Origin of the sequence: Desulfitobacterium dichloroeliminans LMG P-21439 (genome assembly GCF_000243135.2) — a bacterium.
Classification (GTDB): domain Bacteria; phylum Bacillota; class Desulfitobacteriia; order Desulfitobacteriales; family Desulfitobacteriaceae; genus Desulfitobacterium; species Desulfitobacterium dichloroeliminans.
The window spans coordinates 2,937,659-2,957,538 of sequence record NC_019903.1 but is presented as its reverse complement, the minus strand read 5'-3'; the positions used below and the strand labels follow the sequence as shown (position 1 = coordinate 2,957,538).

Genomic DNA, 19,880 nt, shown 5'->3' with positions numbered 1-19,880 from the left:
AACTGTGAAATTTGGAATCCAAGGAGGAAAGACTATGATCATACAGTCTACACGTTTCGGGGAGCTAGAAGTGATCGAAGAGCAAATAATCAGCTTCCCTCATGGAATTCCGGGCTTTCTCGACGAGAAGGCCTTTGTGCATTTACCGCATACTGAGGATAGTCCTTTTTACTTCCTTCAATCTATCACGGAACCGAATCTCAGTTTTTTGCTTGTGGATCCCTTTGCTTTTCTCTCGGATTATGAATTCAACCTTGAGGACGAATTGGCTGATGAGTTGAGGATTGCCTCAACAAGCGCCATACAGGTTTTTCTCGTCGCAACTGTCAAAGAGAAGGTGGCTGATATGACAGTTAATCTCCAAGCCCCACTTGTTATTAATAAAAACCAACGTTTGGGCATTCAGCTTATCTTAGATAACCCTAAGTACTCCATCCGCCATAGGCTTTTCGAGAATGCCACTACCACAGGATCCTCCGAAGGAGGTCGGTGATATGCTTGCACTTACTCGTAAAGTGGGGGAACGCATTGTCATCGGTGATGATATTGTCGTTACCGTAGTTGGAATAAAAGGAGATAACATCCGCCTCACTATCGAGGCTCCTAGAGAAATAAAGATTTATCGTGGTGAGATCTATGATGCCATCGCCGCCGAGAACAAAGAGGCATCAGCATCATATGATTTAGCAAAGCTGAACGAACTCAGTATTTCTCTGCCTCGCACTAGGATAGGGATAGAGCGATAATTACAAGAGATTAGATACTTTAATAGGGCTAAGACTTCTGATTAGAGGGCTTGGTCCTATTATATTTTTAAAGTTTACTCAAGTATTTAGATTTTTTTCCGATATTCTATATAGAGGAATGTTGAAGGAAAGAAGGTGATGTCAAATGGATTTAACTGCGGTCAAAGCAACGACACAGATAAACACGAATAACTACTCATCGAACTCTGCGGTAGCGGTGCCCCAAGAGTTTTCGATACATAAACCTATGTCAATCAACAAATCCGAGGCGGGAAAAAATCAAGGTGATTCAGAAGATCAGGGGAAAGAGGAGCTGACCCGCGAAGATATTAATAATCTGGCAGAGCATCTAAATAGATTCATGAAGACGATCGACTCGGATCTGCAATTTGAAATGCATGAAGATACCAAGCGCCTCATGGTCCGTTTTATTAACAAGAAGAATCATCAAGTTATCAAGGAATTCCCCCCCCGGGAATTACTTGATACTCTAGCAGCGATTCGTGATTATGTCGGAATACTCCTCGATAAGAAGGTCTAGAAGCGAAAGGATGCTATGTTGGGGAAATACTTTAACATTAGCTATAATTTAGAGATATAGAGAGATAATGCGCGATATTTATTTAAAGATAGTATATTTGGCCGTTTTTTAGACTAAGAAATATATCGCTAAGCAGCGATATACTAAGTAGCAGGACAGTAGCAAGCCTCGACCCAACCGGCCGGAGGGAAAGGTGCCCTACTCCCTACAACATCAAATGCACGGGCAAGGATGCCCGGCATCAAAATCAAGGAGGAATATGTAATGATTATTAACCACAATATGTCAGCCCTCAATACCCATCGTCAGTTAAGCGCTAACAACGTAAGCACCGGTAAGTCGCTAGAAAAACTGTCCTCAGGTCTTCGCATCAACCGTGCTGGTGATGATGCTGCAGGTCTAGCAATCTCCGAAAAAATGCGTGGACAGATTCGTGGGCTTGATCAAGCTGCTCGTAATGCGCAAGATGGTATTTCATTGATTCAAACAGCCGAAGGTGGCTTGAACGAGGTACATTCCATTCTTCAGAGAATGAGAGAACTTGCTGTTCAGTCTGCAAATGATACTAACGTTGGAGCAGACCGTACGGCTTTACAAAACGAGTTCTCTCAATTAACTTCCGAAATTGGAAGAATCAAAGACAATACTGAGTTCAACACTCAAAAACTGTTGGACGGATCTGCGACTGCTGCGTTGAAAATTCACGTTGGTGCAAATGCATCTCAAGCTATTGATGTAGATTTGGATACGGCTGGTGTTGATTTGACAGCTATTCATACCGCGCTTAGTGCAGTTAACATTTCTACGAATCAGGCTGCTGCAAATACGGCAATTACTACAGTTGAAACTCAACTTAGTTCCGTATCTGCCGGACGCTCATATTTAGGCGCTTTGCAAAATCGTCTGGAGCACACAATTGCTAACGTGTCAAATGCAAGTGAAAACTTAACCGCTGCTGAGTCCCGCATACGTGACGTAGACATGGCGAAAGAAATGATGAGCTTCCAAAAGAACAGCATCCTTTCCCAAGCTGCTCAAGCAATGCTGGCTCAAGCCAATCAACAACCTCAAGGTGTTCTTCAATTACTCCGGTAATTTTTATTAAGGTTAACCATTAGAGGCCAGAGTTATAATCTGGCCTTTTTCTATTAAAGAAAGAGGATTAGAGTATGAGATTATCCGCATGCATGATTGCAAAGAATGAAGAAAAGAATATTGCTCGTTGCATAGAAAGTTATAAAGATGCGGTCGATGAAATCATTGTAGTTGATACCGGCTCAAATGATAAGACAGTAGAAGTTGCTATAAGTATGGGGGCGACGGTGTACCATTACGAGTGGACTAACAATTTTGCTGATGCGAAGAATTATGCTATCAATCATGCGACGGGAGATTGGATTATTTTTCTGGACGCGGATGAGTACTTTGTGAACAATTCTGCACAGAATATTGTTTCTTTAATACAACAACTAAACTCGAAATATGACGTTATAGCCTGTAAAATGATTAATATTGATAGTGCAACTGGCAAGAAGATTGAAGAATTTACGCAATTCCGTGTTTTTAGGCGGGATAAACATATTCGTTACACCAATAGTGTTCATGAAATGCTAAAAAAGACGGCAGAGAATAATACACTAGAGGTTTTTCTAGCAAAAGACAGGGAACTTTTAATCTACCATACTGGGTATTCTCGGACTAATAAGCTAGAAAAGGCAGAAAGGAATTTAGAACTGCTACTTGCTGAATTAGATAAAGATGAGAGTAATAAGTCATTTTACCATTATATTAGTGATAGTTATTGTGCATTAGGTGACTGGGAAAATGCTATTAAGTATGCTCGCCTGTTTATTAAAAGCGGGATAAGCTTAATGGGATACAATACCAAACCTCATGAGAATATCATAAAAGCCATGATAATTCTAAAATATAATACTGAAGATATCCTATCAGAAATTAACAACGCGCTAGAAATATTCCCCGACAATCCGATGTTTCATTTCTATTTAGCAAACGTGTTAATGGAATTAAAAAAATATAATCATGCATTATTAGAATATAATTTGGTATTGAAGCTCCACAATGAGTATGATGATATTGAAGTTAATTCTATCCCGTTAAATCTATACTATGTTCATTACTATAAAGGTGTAATTGCCTCGCATTGCAATCAACACGAGGAGGCATTTGCTAGCTTTGTAGAATCCTTGAAACTTGAAAATAAACAAGCAGACTGTTTCAGAAGACTTTTGATGATTATTAAGGATTTTCCCGTAGAGGATATTATTTTATTATTGAACAGTGTTTATAAAAAGGATGACAAAGAAGATTTGCATTTTATAATCACTACTATGATGGGAGTCCCCTTACCACAAGTGCTTGCCTACTACTCGGTCTTGTTGATAAAAGAATATGGTAGCGATGATTTGACGGCGGTGTATATGCTTCTGGCCAATAGTCAGTTTGATAAAACCTTTGCAATTGCTCAGAAGTGTTTGCATGAAGATCCAAGCAATAATACTTTTGCGGCTATTGCCGTAGTATCGGCCCTCATGAGTGAACGCGAAGAATATCTGGACTGGGTTGAAGAACATACATCTGAACCGATGAAAAGTTTTGTCAAAGGAATGGTTAGGCATGAGTTAGTCGTGTTTGACCAGAAATATACGGAAGAATATTTGAATCTAATTAACTATATGTATCTTTTTGGGACTAAGGAAATATTGGATAGAGGGGTTCGACTGGCTCAATATTTTGAAGAGAAAATTGTTTATGCAGAACTGGGGAATTTTTTCTTCCAACATGAAAACTACTTAGTCGCATTAAAACTTTATCAACAATATAGGAAGCAGTTAGTGATCGAAAATAAGCAATTGGTTAACCAAATATATGCTGAGGGCATTTGCTGGTATAAGCTGCGTGAATATAACAATGCAGCGGCTTCTCTAATTAAGGCATATGATTTAGGGTATAGAAAAAATGATATCTATGAATTTCTACGATGGAGTATGGATAATCTTCCAAGGGGCAATGACTTGGAGCAAAAGTACTTGGAAATTAATGAACATGGTTTAAAAACTCAAACGGGTTCAAAAACATAATGTAAACAGCTGGAAAATGGCAGTGTGAGAAGAGAGCTGCTTCCTTAAGGTATAGTAAAACAAATCATTGGATTCATGTCGGATTCATGCTATACTTTCTCCTAAAATGCCGAGAAGATATAATAATTCACGAAAGAGTTGGGGACATGCGAAGATTCGATCAGAAGAAAATTTTGGAACTGTTACAAACACTGAATGAGGCAAATGCGGAACTCAAGCTGCTTTTCTTGCAAGGGGAAGATTCCGCTGTTCTTCAAGTTTTGGCTGATTGTCAAGATTTCGTGACAGCAATCTGCGATTTTATCGTAGGGATCGAAGGAGAAGGTACACAAACAGTTGCACTGCTCGGAGAATACTATGGATCTTTGTATCAAGCAAGCCTTGCTGTTGAGCAGAAAGGTAGCGACAAGTTTTGGAAAAGCTTAAAAAAGCAGCTGATTAAAATCGAAAATAACGTAAAAACCGAACTGAAGCCTAACAAGCTGGAGGTAGTATTCTTCCCTTACAACGCGTCAATGTGGGACAGCTTGGAATCGGTGTGGCTGGAAGCAAAGGATGACCCTTGCTGTGATGCCTATGTTGTGCCAATTCCCTACTATGAGCTTGCTCCTAACGGAACCTTCGGGAAGATGCACTATGAAGGCGGTAAATACCCGGAAAATGTCCCTATCACCAATTGGCAGGAATATGATATTGCGGCACGTCGTCCAGATGTGGTCTTTATTCATTATGCCTATGACGATGCGGCTAGAAATGCGAGCATTCACCCTGATTTTTACAGCAAACGCTTGCGTGAGTATTGTGATCTGCTTGTATACATACCTTATTTTGTCGTCGCCGGAGCGTATGTAGAGGATTACTACACAACACTTCCCGGTGTACTATATGCCGACCGTGTTATTTTGCAATCGGAAGAGCAGCGGCAGTCTTATATCGATCAATATAAACACTATGATAAGCAAAACAGCTGGAACGGTCGTTACGGGAACCCGACGGAAAAGTTTGTCGCCCTTGGTTCGCCGAAATTCGATAAGGTTTTGAATGTGAAACGGGATGACTACTCCCTTCCCGAGGGTTGGGAACAACTGCTTTATCGAGAAGACGGAACTACCAAGAAAGTCATTCTTTACAACACCCATATGTTCACGTGGATCAATGGCGGAGAGCCGTATTTTAAGAAGCTAGAGTCTGTGTTTGAGTGCTTTCGCTCCCGTGAAGATGTTGTCCTTTGGTGGCGACCCCATCCCAATACAGAGCTGAATTTTCGGAGATTTCGTCCGGAGTTGTTCGATAGATATATGTGGGTTGTCCAAGAATACAAGGAGGCAGGCTGGGGTATCTACGATGATACCAGCGATTTGCACAGGGCCATAACCGTTTCTGATGCTTATTATGGGGATGCAAGTTCGGTAGTGACATTGTATGCGGCTACAGGGAAGCCAGTTATGATTGCCAATATGAAAATTTTATCAAGTGCTGATGAGATTGAATTAATATTCGAGGTGCTCTGTGATGGTGCGGACTATCTTTGGTGCGTTCCGGTAAACATGAACAGCTTGTTTAGAATTAGTAAGGAAACTTGGACAGCTGAACATATTGGTTTTTTTGAAAATGAAAAGTTCGCAAGCTGGCGAGCGTTTTTGAATGTAATCATGGTAAATGACAGACTCATCTTTGCACCGTATTCAGCAGACAATATCACGGGATATTCTCTTGCAAGTGATTCTTTCAAATGTAGTCCCATTAAAAAGCCGAAGAAAGAAGGAAAAGTCAAGTATAATCCAGAATGCAAATTTTCACAGGTGTTTCATTGTGGGGATTCTTTATTTTTTATACCTCACACTTACCCTGGAATCTTGCGTTATGATTTGATCACAGGCAAAGTTAAGTGTTATTCGGGCTGGATAAAGGATATGGAGCGCCTAATAAAAAAAGCGGAATATGGTTATTTTTATCGCGGTGTATTGCTGGGAGATAAACTATTCCTTGCCGGTAGTGGAGCAAATGCAGTGTTGGAATTTGATGTAAAAGATTTTACTCATCGGATTCATGAAGTAAGAAGCTGTAATACTGGGTATGTTGGCATATGCTCTGATGGAGAATATTTCTGGATGGCTCCTATAGAACATGGAGCGATTGTCAAGTGGAATCCTCAAGAGGGTGTTGTTAAGGAGTGCGGATATAATGTTTGCAATGATAGCAGTTGTAAACCTTTTCCTTATCAAAATATTAGTTATGAGAATGGCAATGTCTTTGTACTTCCGGCAAGTGGGAATTGTGCATTTAAGCTAAACATAAGGAATGATACTGTAACAATTCTTGATGTGTTTCAGAGTGAATGTGAACAGGAAAGTTCACCAACACAACCGATTCAAAGTAAGTATCTATTGCAGGAAATCATAGATGGAGAGGTTTATGGTTATTCGACTAAGACCAATCGGTTGATGGCTTATAATACGAAAACTGGTGAGACTCGTAGGCAAACGGTGTTTGTTTCAAACGAAGACAGTTGGGAAATAGGATCTGAGCAATATCGTCGCAGGCAAAGGGGAATAGTTAATAATGATACGGCCATATTTCAGGAAAATACCCTCTCCCTCAAAGACTATCTGCGATGTGTAATTGAGGATACAGGAGAAACATGTACCAAGTGCAGTGTGTCCAGAGCAGGGAAAAATATTTATGAGTGTGTTAGGAAAGCAGTGAATGTGGTTGGCTAAGCGTGTTTTTGATGAGGATATAGAACGAATCATTTCCGACCCACATCTGCCGTGGTGCGAAATGTTAGATAAATCGGTGCTTATTACCGGTGCTACCGGATTGATTGGTACGGCACTGACTCGTGTGTTAAGGGCTGCCAGTAAGAAATACCAGCTTAATCTTAATCTTATCGGCAACGGCAGGAATAACGCTAAGGGCGAGAAGTTGACGAAAGAGTGCGGACTGGATGTGTTCATCGACGGTGATATTCGTCAGCCCTTATCTATTGAAGACATCCCCAGTACAGTGGATTATATCTTCCACTGTGCGGCAATTACCAAGTCGGCGGACATGGTGGGGAAACCGGTTGATGTCATAACCACAGCCGTGGATGGTACGAGGAATTTGTTGGAGCTTGCCAAAGGACGGAAGTGTAAGAGCATTGTTTATCTGTCATCTATGGAAGTCTATGGACAGAGCTTGTTCGGCGAAGTAAGGGAAACGGACTTGGGATATATAGATTTGTCCAACCCTAGGAGTAGCTATCCCGAAAGCAAGCGACTTTGTGAGACTCTGTGCGTTGCATACGCGGTACAGCACGGAGTTCCGGTAAAAATCGCACGGTTAGCGCAAACATTTGGCGCAGGAACATCGAAAGAGGATACGCGAGTGTTCACGCAATTTGCGCAAAGTGTATTGGCAGGAAAAGACATTGTATTACATACTGAGGGAAAATCCAGAGGGAATTATTGCTATTTGGCAGATGCTGTGCAAGGATTATTGACGCTCTTACTGTATGGTGCAGATGGTCAGGCCTATAATATAGCTAATCCGGGGGCCAGTGTTACCATCAGGGAAATGGCGGAGCTGGTGGCAAGCGAGCTTGGTCAAGGCAGAATAAAAGCAGTTGTTCAAATCCCCAATGATATTGAGAAGCGCGGCTATGCACCGGATGCCGGTTTTCAACTCAACGTGGATAAACTGAAATTGTTAGGGTGGCAGCCCCATTTCGGGCTAATGGCTATGTATAAACGAATGGTTGCAGATTGGCAGGGACAGTAAATGTGAAATCACGTATTCGAATTAGGAGGAAACTGCTTTGGTAACAGCGCTTATCTTTGCGGGAGGCACCGGGCAACGGATGAATGCCAGCGCCAAACCGAAACAATTTCTAGAACTGCATGGAAAACCGATTATTCTCTATACCTTAGAACATTTTGAGGGACATCCTGAAATTGACAATATTGTCGTAGTCTGTTTGGAAAGCTGGATTGCCGAACTGAAGCTTTGGCTCAAACGCTATGACTTTAGAAAAATTACGCGAATCGTAGCCGGCGGACCCACTGGTCATGAATCGATCTATAATGGGCTTAAAGCCATGGAAGCCATCTGTCAGTCTGAGGATATTGTTCTAATTCATGATGGGGTACGGCCGCTGATTAACAAGGAACTTATCACTACTAATATCGCCAAGGTTAAAGAATGCGGCACTGCAATCACAGTTGAGCCGGTGATTGAGAGCGTTATCTACAGCGAGCAAGGTGATTTAATTAATTCTGTCCCTGAACGCGGACGTATGTATGTTGCTAAGGCTCCCCAGTCTTTTCGCTATGGCGTAATCTGGAAATTGCATCAAAAGGCACACAAGGATGGTATTGTGGCTGTTGACTCTGCGCACCTTTGCAATATGTACGGTATGGAGCTTCATATGGCGATCAGCCCTCCCAATAATATGAAGATTACAGCTCCAGCTGACTATTATATATTTCGCGCATTGTACGAAGCCAAGGAAAATCAGCAAATATTGGGGATATAAGACCAAGCGGGGGGATTCCATTGAATATCCTGTATGAGTGCATTTATGAAGATTTCGTCGCCGAAGTGAAGGCAGGCGAAAAACATATCATATGCTTTGGTGCCGGTATGGTTGCCACTTCGATTGAACATATTTTTCAAAAGGCTGGTATTAGTGAGTGTATTTGTTGTTTTATTGACAACAATCCAGAAAAACACGGTACTTATATCAAGGTTGCCGGTCGGGATATAACTATTCAAGGGATTTCCGCATTGCTGACTATGGATTTTACAGACAAGCTACTTCTCATTACTTGCCAAGCCTTCGAGTCGGTCATTCACGCCTTGGAGCAATACGAGGAATTGCAAAATCTGAAATGTTATTCATTCACTGCTATAAACCGTTCGTATATCAAAGAGGTGGTTGCAACCGACAAGTTCTGCTCAGCAGGTTATAAAGAGGTGCAGGGGATAAGCCTGATACCGAAGACCCTCCACTATTGCTGGTTTGGCGGCGGAGAGTTGTCTGCTTTTATGCAGGACTGCATAGCAAGCTGGAGGCAATATAATCCTGAATATGAAATCATCTGTTGGAATGAAGACAATTACGATGTCTATCAAACCAGCTATATGCGTCAGGCTTATGGGAATGAGAAATTTGCCTTTGTATCCGACTATGCTAGGCTTGATATTCTCTACCGTTATGGAGGGGTTTACTTGGATACTGATGTCGAAGTCGTGAAGTGTTTTGACAACTTGCTTTATAACCAGGCATTTATCTCCTATGCAGAGTGGCCTTTACTTAATAGTGCTATCGTCGGCAGTGTTCCGGGCCATGAGACACTTAGGCAGATGCGGGATAAGCCGCGCGCTGTGATGAATTTTATCAATGCTGATGGTAGTTGCAATTTAACGACAAACAGTGTTTATGAATCGGCAGTGCTTCTAGAGGCAGGTATGCAAAAGAATTTTGCATACCAACTGATCGCCGATATAGCGGTCTATCCCCCTTGTTTTTTGGTTACAAGTGGTTTAGCAGGTTGCAATGCTGAGATTGATGAGAGAACCTTTGCCATCCACCATTGCTTGGGTTCATGGACAGATGGCAAAGGAAAGCGCTAAATATCGGAGAATTTTTTATAGATTAGAGCAATATTTTCGCTAGAAAAGTGGGAAAATGTGATGTTTAAAAACTCTACACTTATGATAACAGGCGGTACGGGTTCATTTGGAAATGCAGTGTTGAAACGCTTCTTAGACACTGACATCAAGGAAATTCGCATATTTTCCCGTGATGAGAAGAAGCAGGATGATATGCGCAAGCAGTACCGCAACCAGAAAATCAAGTTTTGCATCGGCGATGTTAGGGATGTGCAGAGCATTCGCAATGCGATGTACGGTGTTGATTATGTTTTTAATGCGGCAGCCTTGAAGCAGGTGCCATCCTGCGAGTTTTTCCCGATGGAGGCGTTGAAGACGAATTGTGTCGGCACTGACAATGTTCTGACCGCAGCCATTGAGGCCGGGGTCAAAAAGGTGGTTTGCCTGTCTACGGATAAAGCGGCCTATCCGATTAATGCCATGGGGATTTCCAAAGCAATGATGGAGCGCATATTTGTAGCCAAATCGCGGACCACAGATCGGACGCTCATCTGCGGGACACGTTACGGCAATGTCATGTGCTCGCGCGGATCGGTGATACCGCTGTTTGTGGAGCAGATTAAGAGTGGAAGGCCCCTGACGATTACAGACCCTACTATGACCCGTTTTCTAATGAACTTAGACGAAGCTGTAGACTTGGTGCTGTTCGCCTTTGAACATGCTGCTCCAGGGGATATTCTAGTACAGAAATCCCCAGCTTCCAGCATTGGCGATTTAGCTCAAGCGGTTAAGGATCTGTTTCATGCGGATAATCCTATCAACTATATTGGGATTAGGCATGGTGAGAAGTGCTATGAAACCTTGCTGACTAAAGAAGAGTGTTTGCATGCGGTTGACCTGGGAGGTTTTTACCGGATACCGTCTGACAATCGCGATTTGAACTATGAACAATATTTTGAACAAGGCAAAGCCAACTGGTCGAAAATAGATGAGTTTAATTCTAATAACACAGTGCAACTTAGTGTTGAGCAAATAAAAGACAAACTTCTAACAACGGAATACATTCGCGAGGAGCTGGCATAATGAGGGTGCTTGTACTTGGCGCCGGCGGCATGGCCGGACATGTTATTGCGCTAAGTCTAGCGGCGAAGGGGTACTCTGTCACCGGACTTGCCAGGAGAGATTTGCCTTTCTGTGAGATGATTGTAGCTGATGCCTGTGATATCCAAGTGTTGGAGTCCGTATTCAAACAGCAAAGCTTTGATGCAGTGGTCAATTGTGTTGGCGTATTGAATCGCGCTGTGGATATTAGTCCCTATACCGGTATTTGGTTGAATAGTTGCTTACCGCATTTGCTCTCGGAGCTGACGGCAAATTCTCCTACCCGTGTGATTCACCTGAGTACCGACTGTGTATTTTCCGGTCATGAAAAGGGCAATTACCAAGAGGATAGCTTCCGATCTGCCAATACACTTTATGGTAGGTCAAAGGCTTTGGGAGAACTCAATGACAGCAAGAACCTGACGTTTCGCACATCCATTATCGGACCGGATATTAACGAGAATGGCATTGGGCTGTTCAATTGGTTTATGGGGCAGACTAGTCTCATACATGGCTATACTAATGCTATTTGGACAGGCGTCACAACGATTGTTCTGGCAGAGGCAATTGCCTTGGCCTTGGAGCGGAATCTGACGGGATTGTATCACTTGGTCAATAGCGAGAGAATCAGCAAGCACGAGCTGCTGAGGTTATTAAATTCACTCAGAACTGAACCGATTAATATTCAGCCTGACAACAGGGTACAAGAAGATAAATCCTTGCTTAACTGCCGTACAGATTTTCCTTTTGTAGTGCCTTCTTATGAACAGATGGTAGCAAATATGGGAAAATGGATTATTGCGCATAAAGCACAGTACACGCATTATCGCATTAAGGAGCAGTAGTGTGAAAAAATTGAAATTGGTGACCATTGTCGGAACTAGGCCGGAACTCATCCGTCTGTCCGAAACGATCAAGAAAGCAGACCGTTATTTTGAACACATTTTTGTTCATACTGGACAGAATTACGACTATAACTTAAATGAAATTTTCTATCAGGACTTAGCTATCCGCAGACCTGACTATTATCTGAATGTTTCTGGTGACGACTTGGGACAGACTATGGGGAATATTATCGCCAAAACCTATGCACTTCTGGCAGAGGTTAAGCCAGATGCGCTCTTGATACTGGGAGATACCAATTCTGCACTGGCTGCAATTTCGGCGAAAAGGCTGAAGATCCCCATCTTCCATATGGAAGCAGGTAATCGCTGCTTTGACGAAAACTTGCCGGAGGAGATCAACCGCCGCATCGTTGACCATATAAGTGATGTCAATCTGCCATATACGGAGCATGCCCGGCGCTACCTACTGGCAGAAGGGGTACGTAAAGAGTTTGTTTATGTAACAGGCTCACCGATGGCAGAGATTATAGCTGCAAATAAGGAAAAAATAACGGTGAGTACGGTGCTAAACAAAATGCATCTAAAAGAACGACAATATATGGTGCTTTCCGCTCACCGGGAAGAAAATATTGACAACCCCGCAGCGTTTATAAGCCTGATGGAAGCTATTAATGCGTTGGCGGAACGCTATGCTATGCCGATTATTTATTCCGTACATCCCCGTAGCGCAAAATTTATTAAGGAACGTAACGTCAAGCTCCATGCCTTGGTGCGAGAACTGCCGCCATTTTCCTTTACCGATTACAGCAAGCTGATGCAGCACGCCTATTGCGTGGTTTCCGACAGCGGCACACTACCGGAAGAAGGAGCCATTAGCGGCTTCCCGGCGGTGAGCATCCGAACATCTACTGAGCGGCCGGAAGCCTTGGATAAAGGTGCATTTATTCTTGGCGGCATTGACTCTGAATCGGTGCTGCAATCCGTCGAAATGGCAGTAGGCATGTACGCAATGGGTAATAATCATAGCGCTGTACCAGATTATGCTGATTTGAATGTATCGGACAAGGTTATCCGAATCATCCAGAGCTATGTTGATGTTATTAACCAGCGTGTATGGGGAAAAAAGTTGTAGGTGGTGGGATATTCACACAGCAATAAATCAAATTGAGGAAAAACTAAAAAAGTTAATTTTTATAAATACACCGATTAATGAAGTTAATCGGTGATTTGAGTTTAATTGTTATCTCCTTATCGTTGCTGGCGAGCCGGCTATGCTGCAAAAATATATATGAGGGTTACTTGCTGGAACGTATCTATTGCCACCGTGTTGTTACTACTATTAATAGATATATCTGAATCTATTTATTATAGGGAAATAAGCTGATGTGTTGATCATTATTCCAGTCTACAATGATGGGAGTACATATTATGAGATGGACGAGTAAAGGCCATGAACTAGATAAATTTGGAGAAGAATACCTCCAGGTTGAAGATCTGTATATCTGGGGCGTGTCAGAGGTTGCGAAAAAGTGTTATGATTTTCTTTTGTTCCTAAACTTTAATAACAAATTTAATATTATTTTTTTGGATAAATGTAGCGAAAAGCAGAACGAACTATTTTGCGGTAAAAAAGTGTTTTCTCCCCAATCGCTATTGGAGTCTACAAGACAAAATGCTAAAAAGAAGGCAGTAATTTTGGCATTTTCAAATGGACAAGACGAAGTAAGGGAGTTATTAAATAGGTATGGTATAGTTAATGTATTTTCCGCTTTACAACAGCATAACCGAAACGATAATTTTATACAGAATTTTCTGTGTGTATGGGCGATGTATAAATACGGAATTCTCATATCGCATTGGACAAATTATTGTCTCACAACACGTTGTAATTTAAACTGCAAAGGATGCTTGAATTTTACTTCTTACATAAATAATCCTAGGGATGAGACCTTTAACGAGTTTAAAAGCCATATTGATATGGTATTTTCGAAGTTTGATTATTTGTATTCACTGCATTTTTCAGGAGGAGAACCATTATTGCATAAAGAGCTACCGCGCTTTCTTGACTATATTTCTGAAAATTATAGAGAGAGGATTTTTGAACTTTTTGTGATTACAAATGGTAGTATTGTGCCTTCTGTAGGTGTTTTGAAAGCAATTAAGCAAGCAAGGTGTTCAGTTAGTTTAGATGATTATTCTAAGAATGTTCCTCTGTGTGCTTCTAGAATAGAGTCGGTCAAGTGTGCATTTGAAAACGCAGATATTCCTGTTACGCTTGTTCGAACCGATAGTTGGTATGACTTTGAAATTAATGATACTGATAATTCATCACTAAGTGAAGAAGAAATGATAAAACACAAGGATAATTGTAATAGTTTTCTGCACGACTTTTACAATGGACAAATTTATGGATGTTGTTATCATAAGTTCGCGCAAAAAGCAGGAATAGCATCGGAAACTGATAACGATTATATTGATATAGCAAGTTCAAGTAAAATGGAGATACTTGAGTTTCGACAAGGTTTTACCAATAAAGGATATGTCGGTTTTTGTCGTCGCTGTCGTGGCTTCAGTAGCAATGTTAAATCCATTCCGTGTGCAATTCAAATTCCTCTAAAATAGGTAGAAGTTTCGTTGAGTTAAAATGAATAATACGGTGTTTATTTATGATTAGAGAAACGCGGAGGAATACAATGACAGTTTCAATTATTGTGCCTATTTATAATACAGAAGAATATTTAAAAAGGTGTGTGGACAGTTTAGTCAATCAAAGCTATCACGATATTGAGGTATTGTTGGTTGATGACGGCTCTACTGACTCATCTGGTTTAATCTGTGATGAATATGCTGCCACAGATGTACGGGTGTGTGTTATTCATAAACCGAATAGCGGAGAAGCCAGTGCGAGAAATGCGGGACTCATAAAGGCAACCGGACAATATGTTATGTTTTGTGATTCAGATGATGAATTGCCTCTATATGCGATAGAACGGTTTGTGAATGCAATGGATGAATCTGCGGCTGATATGGCTGTGGGAGCATATATAGAGAAGAGCAATAACCTATCATCACGCGATTTTGCTACGAGATACTGCCTACCACACTATGAAACCTACACTAGTACACAAGCCATAATCAGTATTCTGCGCGGTGAAGAAGGGCCGGGGCAAATTGGTCATGCTCTTAGTGCAGTTAATGGCTCTATCTTTAAACGCTCAATTATCTTTGATAACAAGATTATGTTTGATGAAAAATTTGTGATTGGGAATGACTCCCTGTTTGTCGCGGATTATTTGAACTTTGCGAAAAACATATACAATGTGTTTTCTATCCAATATATTTATTATCAATATGGGGATGAAAGAGTCCAAGGGATGTCATGGTTATATCCAGACCGATTAAAGTTGTATGTAACCATGTTCGGGAAATTTTGGCGTGTCATAGCTACCAGTCAGGGTATCTCCGAAGATATAAAAAATGCGCTTCTTTTTAAGTTTTTTGATAATATGATTGCAGAGATGGTGAAAGCAGTAGCATATGAAGAATATTTTTTCGATGGATTTCTACCAGAATTGACCGAGCTTGTTAACACATCTCTTGTGTATGAGGCTAGCCAGGTGTATTATCCAACAAGGCTGACTGACAGCCGTGTCATCCCTATGCTTTTCAAATTAAAGCAATCGCGGTTATTACTTTTGACCTTACGCAGAAGGGCAAAGAAGCATATAGAAAAATACGGTAAATCTTCTCACGTCCGCTTGATGGTTCGGGGATAATAGTTTAATCATTTGTTCAGCTTTTTTGCATGCGTCATATTTGTTGACAGGGCAATTTGAGATGTGTAAATACTGTTAACCTAGCATGATACATAGCTAGAGTGGGATTTGCGAAAGGTCCGTATATTTTTTATACGAATGGGAGGATGACGCTATGCAAGCTACAAGGACAAAACAATTATTACATAAGAATAGCATTAAAGGAGATGCTAAAATTTGCATATTTGGGGCGGGAGATTATGGGAAAAGATTGTATTGCCTATTGAAATTTTCGTCCATTGCCATAGCCATGTTCGCTGATAATAATCCGATTAAATGGGGTAAGCCGGTTTTTGGTGATGTTATCTGTCAAGGTCCGGATACGCTGCTTCCAAACAAGGAATGTTTATTGATGATCGTTGCCATAAAAAACGAGCCGGAAAAGATTGCGGCGGCATTACGTGACATGGGCTTCCCGTATATTGTACTTATGGGAGATATCATTGACAAGTTGGAAATTAACGCAATGAATTTAGTTGAAGATATAGGCGCAGAGCTAGTTCGATATATGGCATATAGTGGAGTGGGAACAGACAAATGCTTGGAATATGATTGTTTGCCGATGCAAAGGCATTTTTATCAGCCCATACCCGATATTAAGGATTTAGAACGCCGCAATATTTGGGAGCGAAAAAGCAAGTTATCGGGTATTCGCTGGGAGGCTGATAGATATGTTGCCAATCTTAAGGACATAGCGAAATATCAACCGGCATACGACTGGGCTTTGTCAGCTACGGCTGATCCGCTGGAGTTTCATCTTGCTAACAGCTCGTTTAGTTATATTTGCGCATCCTTCCTATACGGTATGATTAGGAAGCACCGCCCTCAAAAAATTATTGAGATCGGTAGCGGTAATTCAACCAGAGTTATTCGTAAAGCTATCATGGACAATATGAGTGATGGTGTGCCACCGACTTCTTATAAGGTTATTGATCCCTATTGTGCTTTTGGTTCATTGGATCATGCAGAGATAATAAACATGCCTGTTGAGGAAGTAGATTTAACGATATTTGAGGAGCTAGAGGAAAACGATATCCTGTTTATTGACTCCTCACATACTGTTCGTATCGGTGGGGATGTAAATTATGAAATTTTGGAGATATTGCCGATTTTAGGGCCAGGGGTATTGATTCATTTCCACGATATTCCTATGCCTTATGAATATGGTAAGACTTACGCCACTGACCCAACATTTCGGGTATTTTGGACGGAAAGTTATCTATTGCAAGCATTCTTTGTCTTTAATGATTCGTTCGAGGTTTTATTGCCAGCTATGTATTTGTTGCAAGAACAGCTTGCGGTATGTAATGAATGTTACCCTAGCATGATGAATACCGATAGTTGGCATAGTGCGAGCTTGTGGCTACGGCGGATGAAATAGGCTTAGTGCGCTGCTTAGGGGTGAAATTATGGCTAGTCCTTTGGTATCCATCATTATTCCTGTATATAACGGTGCAAACTATCTTCGTGACGCGATTGATAGTGCGCTGGCTCAGACATATTCCGAATGCGAAATCATCGTTGTAAACGATGGTTCAACCGACAACACTGAAGAAATCTGTCTCAGCTATGGTAAGAAGATACGATATTATGCGAAACAGAATGGCGGTGTAGCCACTGCAGTAAACATAGGCGTTGAACACATGCAGGGAGAGTATTTCTCTTGGTTATCCCACGATGATGTTTATTATCCACATAAGGTGGAGTATTCAATAAACGCCCTTTATCGCGATGGAGATATGACTGCGCCGCTCTTTGGCGATGCGGATCTTATCGACATGCATAATCAGCAGCTGATACGCCTGCGGGCTAATGAAGGCCATACAAATGCCAAGCTGACTACTGGGGTGTATTCACTCTTGTATGGAGTGGTAAACGGAAATACCGTAATGTTGCATCGCAGTGTTTTTGAACAGTGTGGATTGTTTGATCCCCTGCTAAGAACAACCCAGGATTATGATATGTGGTTTCGGGCCTTTCGCAACCGTCGACTGGTTTACGTTAATCAGCCATTAGTAAAATACCGTATTCATGCCAATCAAACCGGTGTAATCGACCCAGCACATAATATGGCACGGGAAGAACTGCACTTAGGATTTTATCAAGCTCTTTCTGAGGTTGAAATTATTTCTTTATTTGGTAGCCGCTATAATTTCCATTATGAAATGGCGCGGTGTGACAGCCTAGCAGGCTTTTCAAACTGTGCAGATTGGAACCGGGAACAGCTGTTTGCATTAGTTGAACCAGCAAACGGGGCGAAGCTGCGCGAAAGTGCGAAAGTAGCATTATTGCAGTGGTGTAGCAATCGTTCAGACCGTATTATCCTATTTGGTGCAGGGAAGCGCGGTAAAGCGCTATGCCGCGAGCTTACTGTGCGCGGCATAGAGGTAGAGTGTTTTATAGATAATAACCCAGGCCAAGGAGTGGTAGAGAATCTGCCCTGTTTTTTGCCTGAGGCAACCATGGTGCAAAACGCGATGATTATTATTACACCGGAAAATGGGACAGAGCAAATCTGGAGCCAACTGCTTAGCTTGGGGTGCGAATATTGGATTGATTATGCGGAAGTGATGAAAATTATCCGGTTTGTACCAGCTATCCGTGCCTTAGTATGTGACTGTTGTGGAGGACAGAAAAAATGACAAGAATTGCTTTAGTTGTTTATGGTATGCTTGGAGGAGGGATTGAAACCTTCCTATTGAACTTGGGTGCATATCTTAAATGCTGTCAGTATGATGTGACGATTGTAACGACAAACTGCCTGGGCAATTGGTTTGAGCGAATCGCTCAGATGGGACTCGAAGAAATATATGTGCCTGGTTTAAATTCTGTAGAGCCTTTAGAGCATGTGAGTAGGGTATCAAAGGTGCTGTATGATGGAGAGTTTGATATTGTATTTTCAAACCATGCATTATTCGCTCAAATCGGTATTGGCACTGGCAAAGCTAATCCCGTTGTTATTCCTATTGTACATGGGACTGATGAGTATTGCGCGAGAATTGGCACTTATAATGCTGGACTTTGCGACCATATTGTTGCAGTTAGCCCTGCGGTAAAAAAGACAGTAGAGAGAATAAATAAGCATTATAAGTGCGATGTAATTCTACATGGTATTCCGAAAGCTAATGTAGATATTGCAATTGAACGAGATTTTTTCTTAAGTACGATAAAGCTTATGTATGTGGGGAGAATAAGTAATTCAGATAAAGGGGTATTTTTACTTCCACCGATAGTAAAGACCTTAATTGACGATGGGTTGAAAGTGACACTAGACGTCGTAGGGGATGGTTCAGATAAAGGGCAATTGAAGGAATTGTTTCAGAATAATGGAACAGAGAAGTTTGTTAAGTATTGGGGAATGCTTAGTTCGGAACAAGTGCGTGCTCTAATGCATAGTGCTCATATTCTTTTGTTTCCTTCTTATATGGAAGGTTTGGGCATTGCTCCAATTGAGGCACAGCTTTGCGGCTGCATACCTGTAGCATCTCGATTGACCGGTGCTACAGACTGTACCATTCAAGACAAAAAAACTGGATTTTTAGTGGATCATGGTGAAGTAAAACAATTTAGCCAAGCAATTAAACAGCTTTATTTTGATAGGCCATTGTTGATGCGCATGAGTCAACAAGCGAAGGATTACGCAGAAATCCATTTTAGTATCGAACGTATGGGAGATCAGTACCATAAATTGATTCAAATGGCACTTGAAAATAAATCCGAGAACAAATTAGTGAGTGAGAGAAATGATCCGCAAAAAGGCCTAGAGAAGTTTACTGATAAAAAAGTTATACTTTGGGGAACTGGCGCGGGCTGCGAGTGGTTATGTAAGATGATACCATTTGAGGCATTCTATTTTGTGGATAACAATCCGCTTAAATGGCAGTGTTATTTCAGGGGGAGGCCTATTTGCAGCCCCCAAACTCTATTACAGGAGCATGCAGATAAGATTATGATTATAATTGCCAGTCACTCTTATATGGAAGAAATTTCAATGCAACTTTCTCAAATGGGATTTAATGAAGACGAGCATTTTACAAATATATTTAAGATTCTTGAACCAGAACTTCTTTTGCGTTATGATCTCAACTTTCGCACATAGTAATTAGGCAGTCATAAAACGTAAAGCTATATGGAGA

The 19,880-nt window shown here is 41.4% G+C and carries 17 protein-coding genes; all 17 read left to right on the top strand.

Annotated features, from left to right (window positions below):
• Nucleotides 1-34: 34 nt before the first annotated feature.
• The 17 genes from fliW to DESDI_RS13970 all read left to right on the top strand — a co-directional run bounded on the left by fliW (nt 35) and on the right by DESDI_RS13970 (nt 19,843).
• A complete protein-coding gene (gene fliW, locus DESDI_RS14050; RefSeq protein WP_015263279.1) occupies nt 35-493 on the top strand; it encodes a flagellar assembly protein FliW in 459 nt (152 codons plus the stop codon).
• A 1-nt stretch (nt 494) separates the two neighbouring features.
• Complete coding sequence (gene csrA, locus DESDI_RS14045) at nt 495-746, top strand: carbon storage regulator CsrA (protein WP_015263278.1); 252 nt, start codon at nt 495-497, stop codon at nt 744-746.
• Between the two features lie 145 nt (nt 747-891).
• Nucleotides 892-1,287, top strand: a complete 396-nt coding sequence (locus tag DESDI_RS14040; RefSeq protein WP_015263277.1) for a flagellar protein FlaG — start codon at nt 892-894, stop codon at nt 1,285-1,287.
• A gap of 264 nt (nt 1,288-1,551) precedes the next feature.
• Nucleotides 1,552-2,382 (top strand): flagellin N-terminal helical domain-containing protein, encoded by an 831-nt coding sequence (locus DESDI_RS14035; RefSeq protein WP_015263276.1) that lies wholly within the window; start codon nt 1,552-1,554, stop codon nt 2,380-2,382.
• Nucleotides 2,383-2,456: 74 nt separating this feature from the next.
• The gene (locus DESDI_RS14030; protein WP_015263275.1) at nt 2,457-4,388 is read left to right on the top strand and encodes a glycosyltransferase; all 1,932 of its coding nucleotides are present in this window, start codon (nt 2,457-2,459) and stop codon (nt 4,386-4,388) included.
• A gap of 146 nt (nt 4,389-4,534) precedes the next feature.
• Nucleotides 4,535-7,108 carry a hypothetical protein gene (locus DESDI_RS17365; RefSeq protein WP_015263274.1) on the top strand — a complete coding sequence of 858 codons (2,574 nt, stop codon included), beginning with the start codon at nt 4,535-4,537 and terminating at the stop codon, nt 7,106-7,108.
• Entirely contained in the window at nt 7,101-8,150 is a 1,050-nt protein-coding gene (locus DESDI_RS14020; protein ID WP_051015724.1) for an NAD-dependent epimerase/dehydratase family protein, read from the top strand. The genes DESDI_RS17365 and DESDI_RS14020 overlap by 8 nt, the downstream gene beginning before the upstream one ends.
• Nucleotides 8,151-8,187: 37 nt before the next feature.
• Nucleotides 8,188-8,904 (top strand): IspD/TarI family cytidylyltransferase, encoded by a 717-nt coding sequence (locus DESDI_RS14015; RefSeq protein ID WP_015263272.1) that lies wholly within the window; start codon nt 8,188-8,190, stop codon nt 8,902-8,904.
• Nucleotides 8,905-8,924: 20 nt separating this feature from the next.
• Nucleotides 8,925-10,004 carry a glycosyltransferase family 32 protein gene (locus tag DESDI_RS17360; protein ID WP_015263271.1) on the top strand — a complete coding sequence of 360 codons (1,080 nt, stop codon included), beginning with the start codon at nt 8,925-8,927 and terminating at the stop codon, nt 10,002-10,004.
• Nucleotides 10,005-10,064: 60 nt separating this feature from the next.
• A complete protein-coding gene (locus DESDI_RS14005) occupies nt 10,065-11,066 on the top strand; it encodes a polysaccharide biosynthesis protein (protein ID WP_015263270.1) in 1,002 nt (333 codons plus the stop codon).
• Nucleotides 11,066-11,929, top strand: a complete 864-nt coding sequence (locus tag DESDI_RS14000; protein WP_015263269.1) for an SDR family oxidoreductase — start codon at nt 11,066-11,068, stop codon at nt 11,927-11,929. Before DESDI_RS14005 ends, DESDI_RS14000 begins: the two co-directional genes overlap by 1 nt.
• A gap of 1 nt (nt 11,930) precedes the next feature.
• On the top strand, nt 11,931-13,061 hold the full coding sequence (gene wecB / locus DESDI_RS13995; protein WP_015263268.1) for a non-hydrolyzing UDP-N-acetylglucosamine 2-epimerase: 1,131 nt from the start codon (nt 11,931-11,933) through the stop codon (nt 13,059-13,061).
• A gap of 296 nt (nt 13,062-13,357) precedes the next feature.
• On the top strand, nt 13,358-14,551 hold the full coding sequence (locus DESDI_RS13990) for a radical SAM family protein (RefSeq protein WP_015263267.1): 1,194 nt from the start codon (nt 13,358-13,360) through the stop codon (nt 14,549-14,551).
• A 71-nt stretch (nt 14,552-14,622) separates the two neighbouring features.
• Entirely contained in the window at nt 14,623-15,705 is a 1,083-nt protein-coding gene (locus DESDI_RS17680) for a glycosyltransferase family 2 protein (RefSeq protein ID WP_015263266.1), read from the top strand.
• A gap of 154 nt (nt 15,706-15,859) precedes the next feature.
• Nucleotides 15,860-17,125 carry a class I SAM-dependent methyltransferase gene (locus tag DESDI_RS17355; RefSeq protein ID WP_015263265.1) on the top strand — a complete coding sequence of 422 codons (1,266 nt, stop codon included), beginning with the start codon at nt 15,860-15,862 and terminating at the stop codon, nt 17,123-17,125.
• A 28-nt stretch (nt 17,126-17,153) separates the two neighbouring features.
• Nucleotides 17,154-18,386, top strand: a complete 1,233-nt coding sequence (locus tag DESDI_RS17350) for a glycosyltransferase (protein ID WP_015263264.1) — start codon at nt 17,154-17,156, stop codon at nt 18,384-18,386.
• The gene (locus DESDI_RS13970) at nt 18,383-19,843 is read left to right on the top strand and encodes a glycosyltransferase family 4 protein (RefSeq protein WP_015263263.1); all 1,461 of its coding nucleotides are present in this window, start codon (nt 18,383-18,385) and stop codon (nt 19,841-19,843) included. Before DESDI_RS17350 ends, DESDI_RS13970 begins: the two co-directional genes overlap by 4 nt.
• The last annotated feature ends 37 nt before the right edge of the window (nt 19,844-19,880 follow it).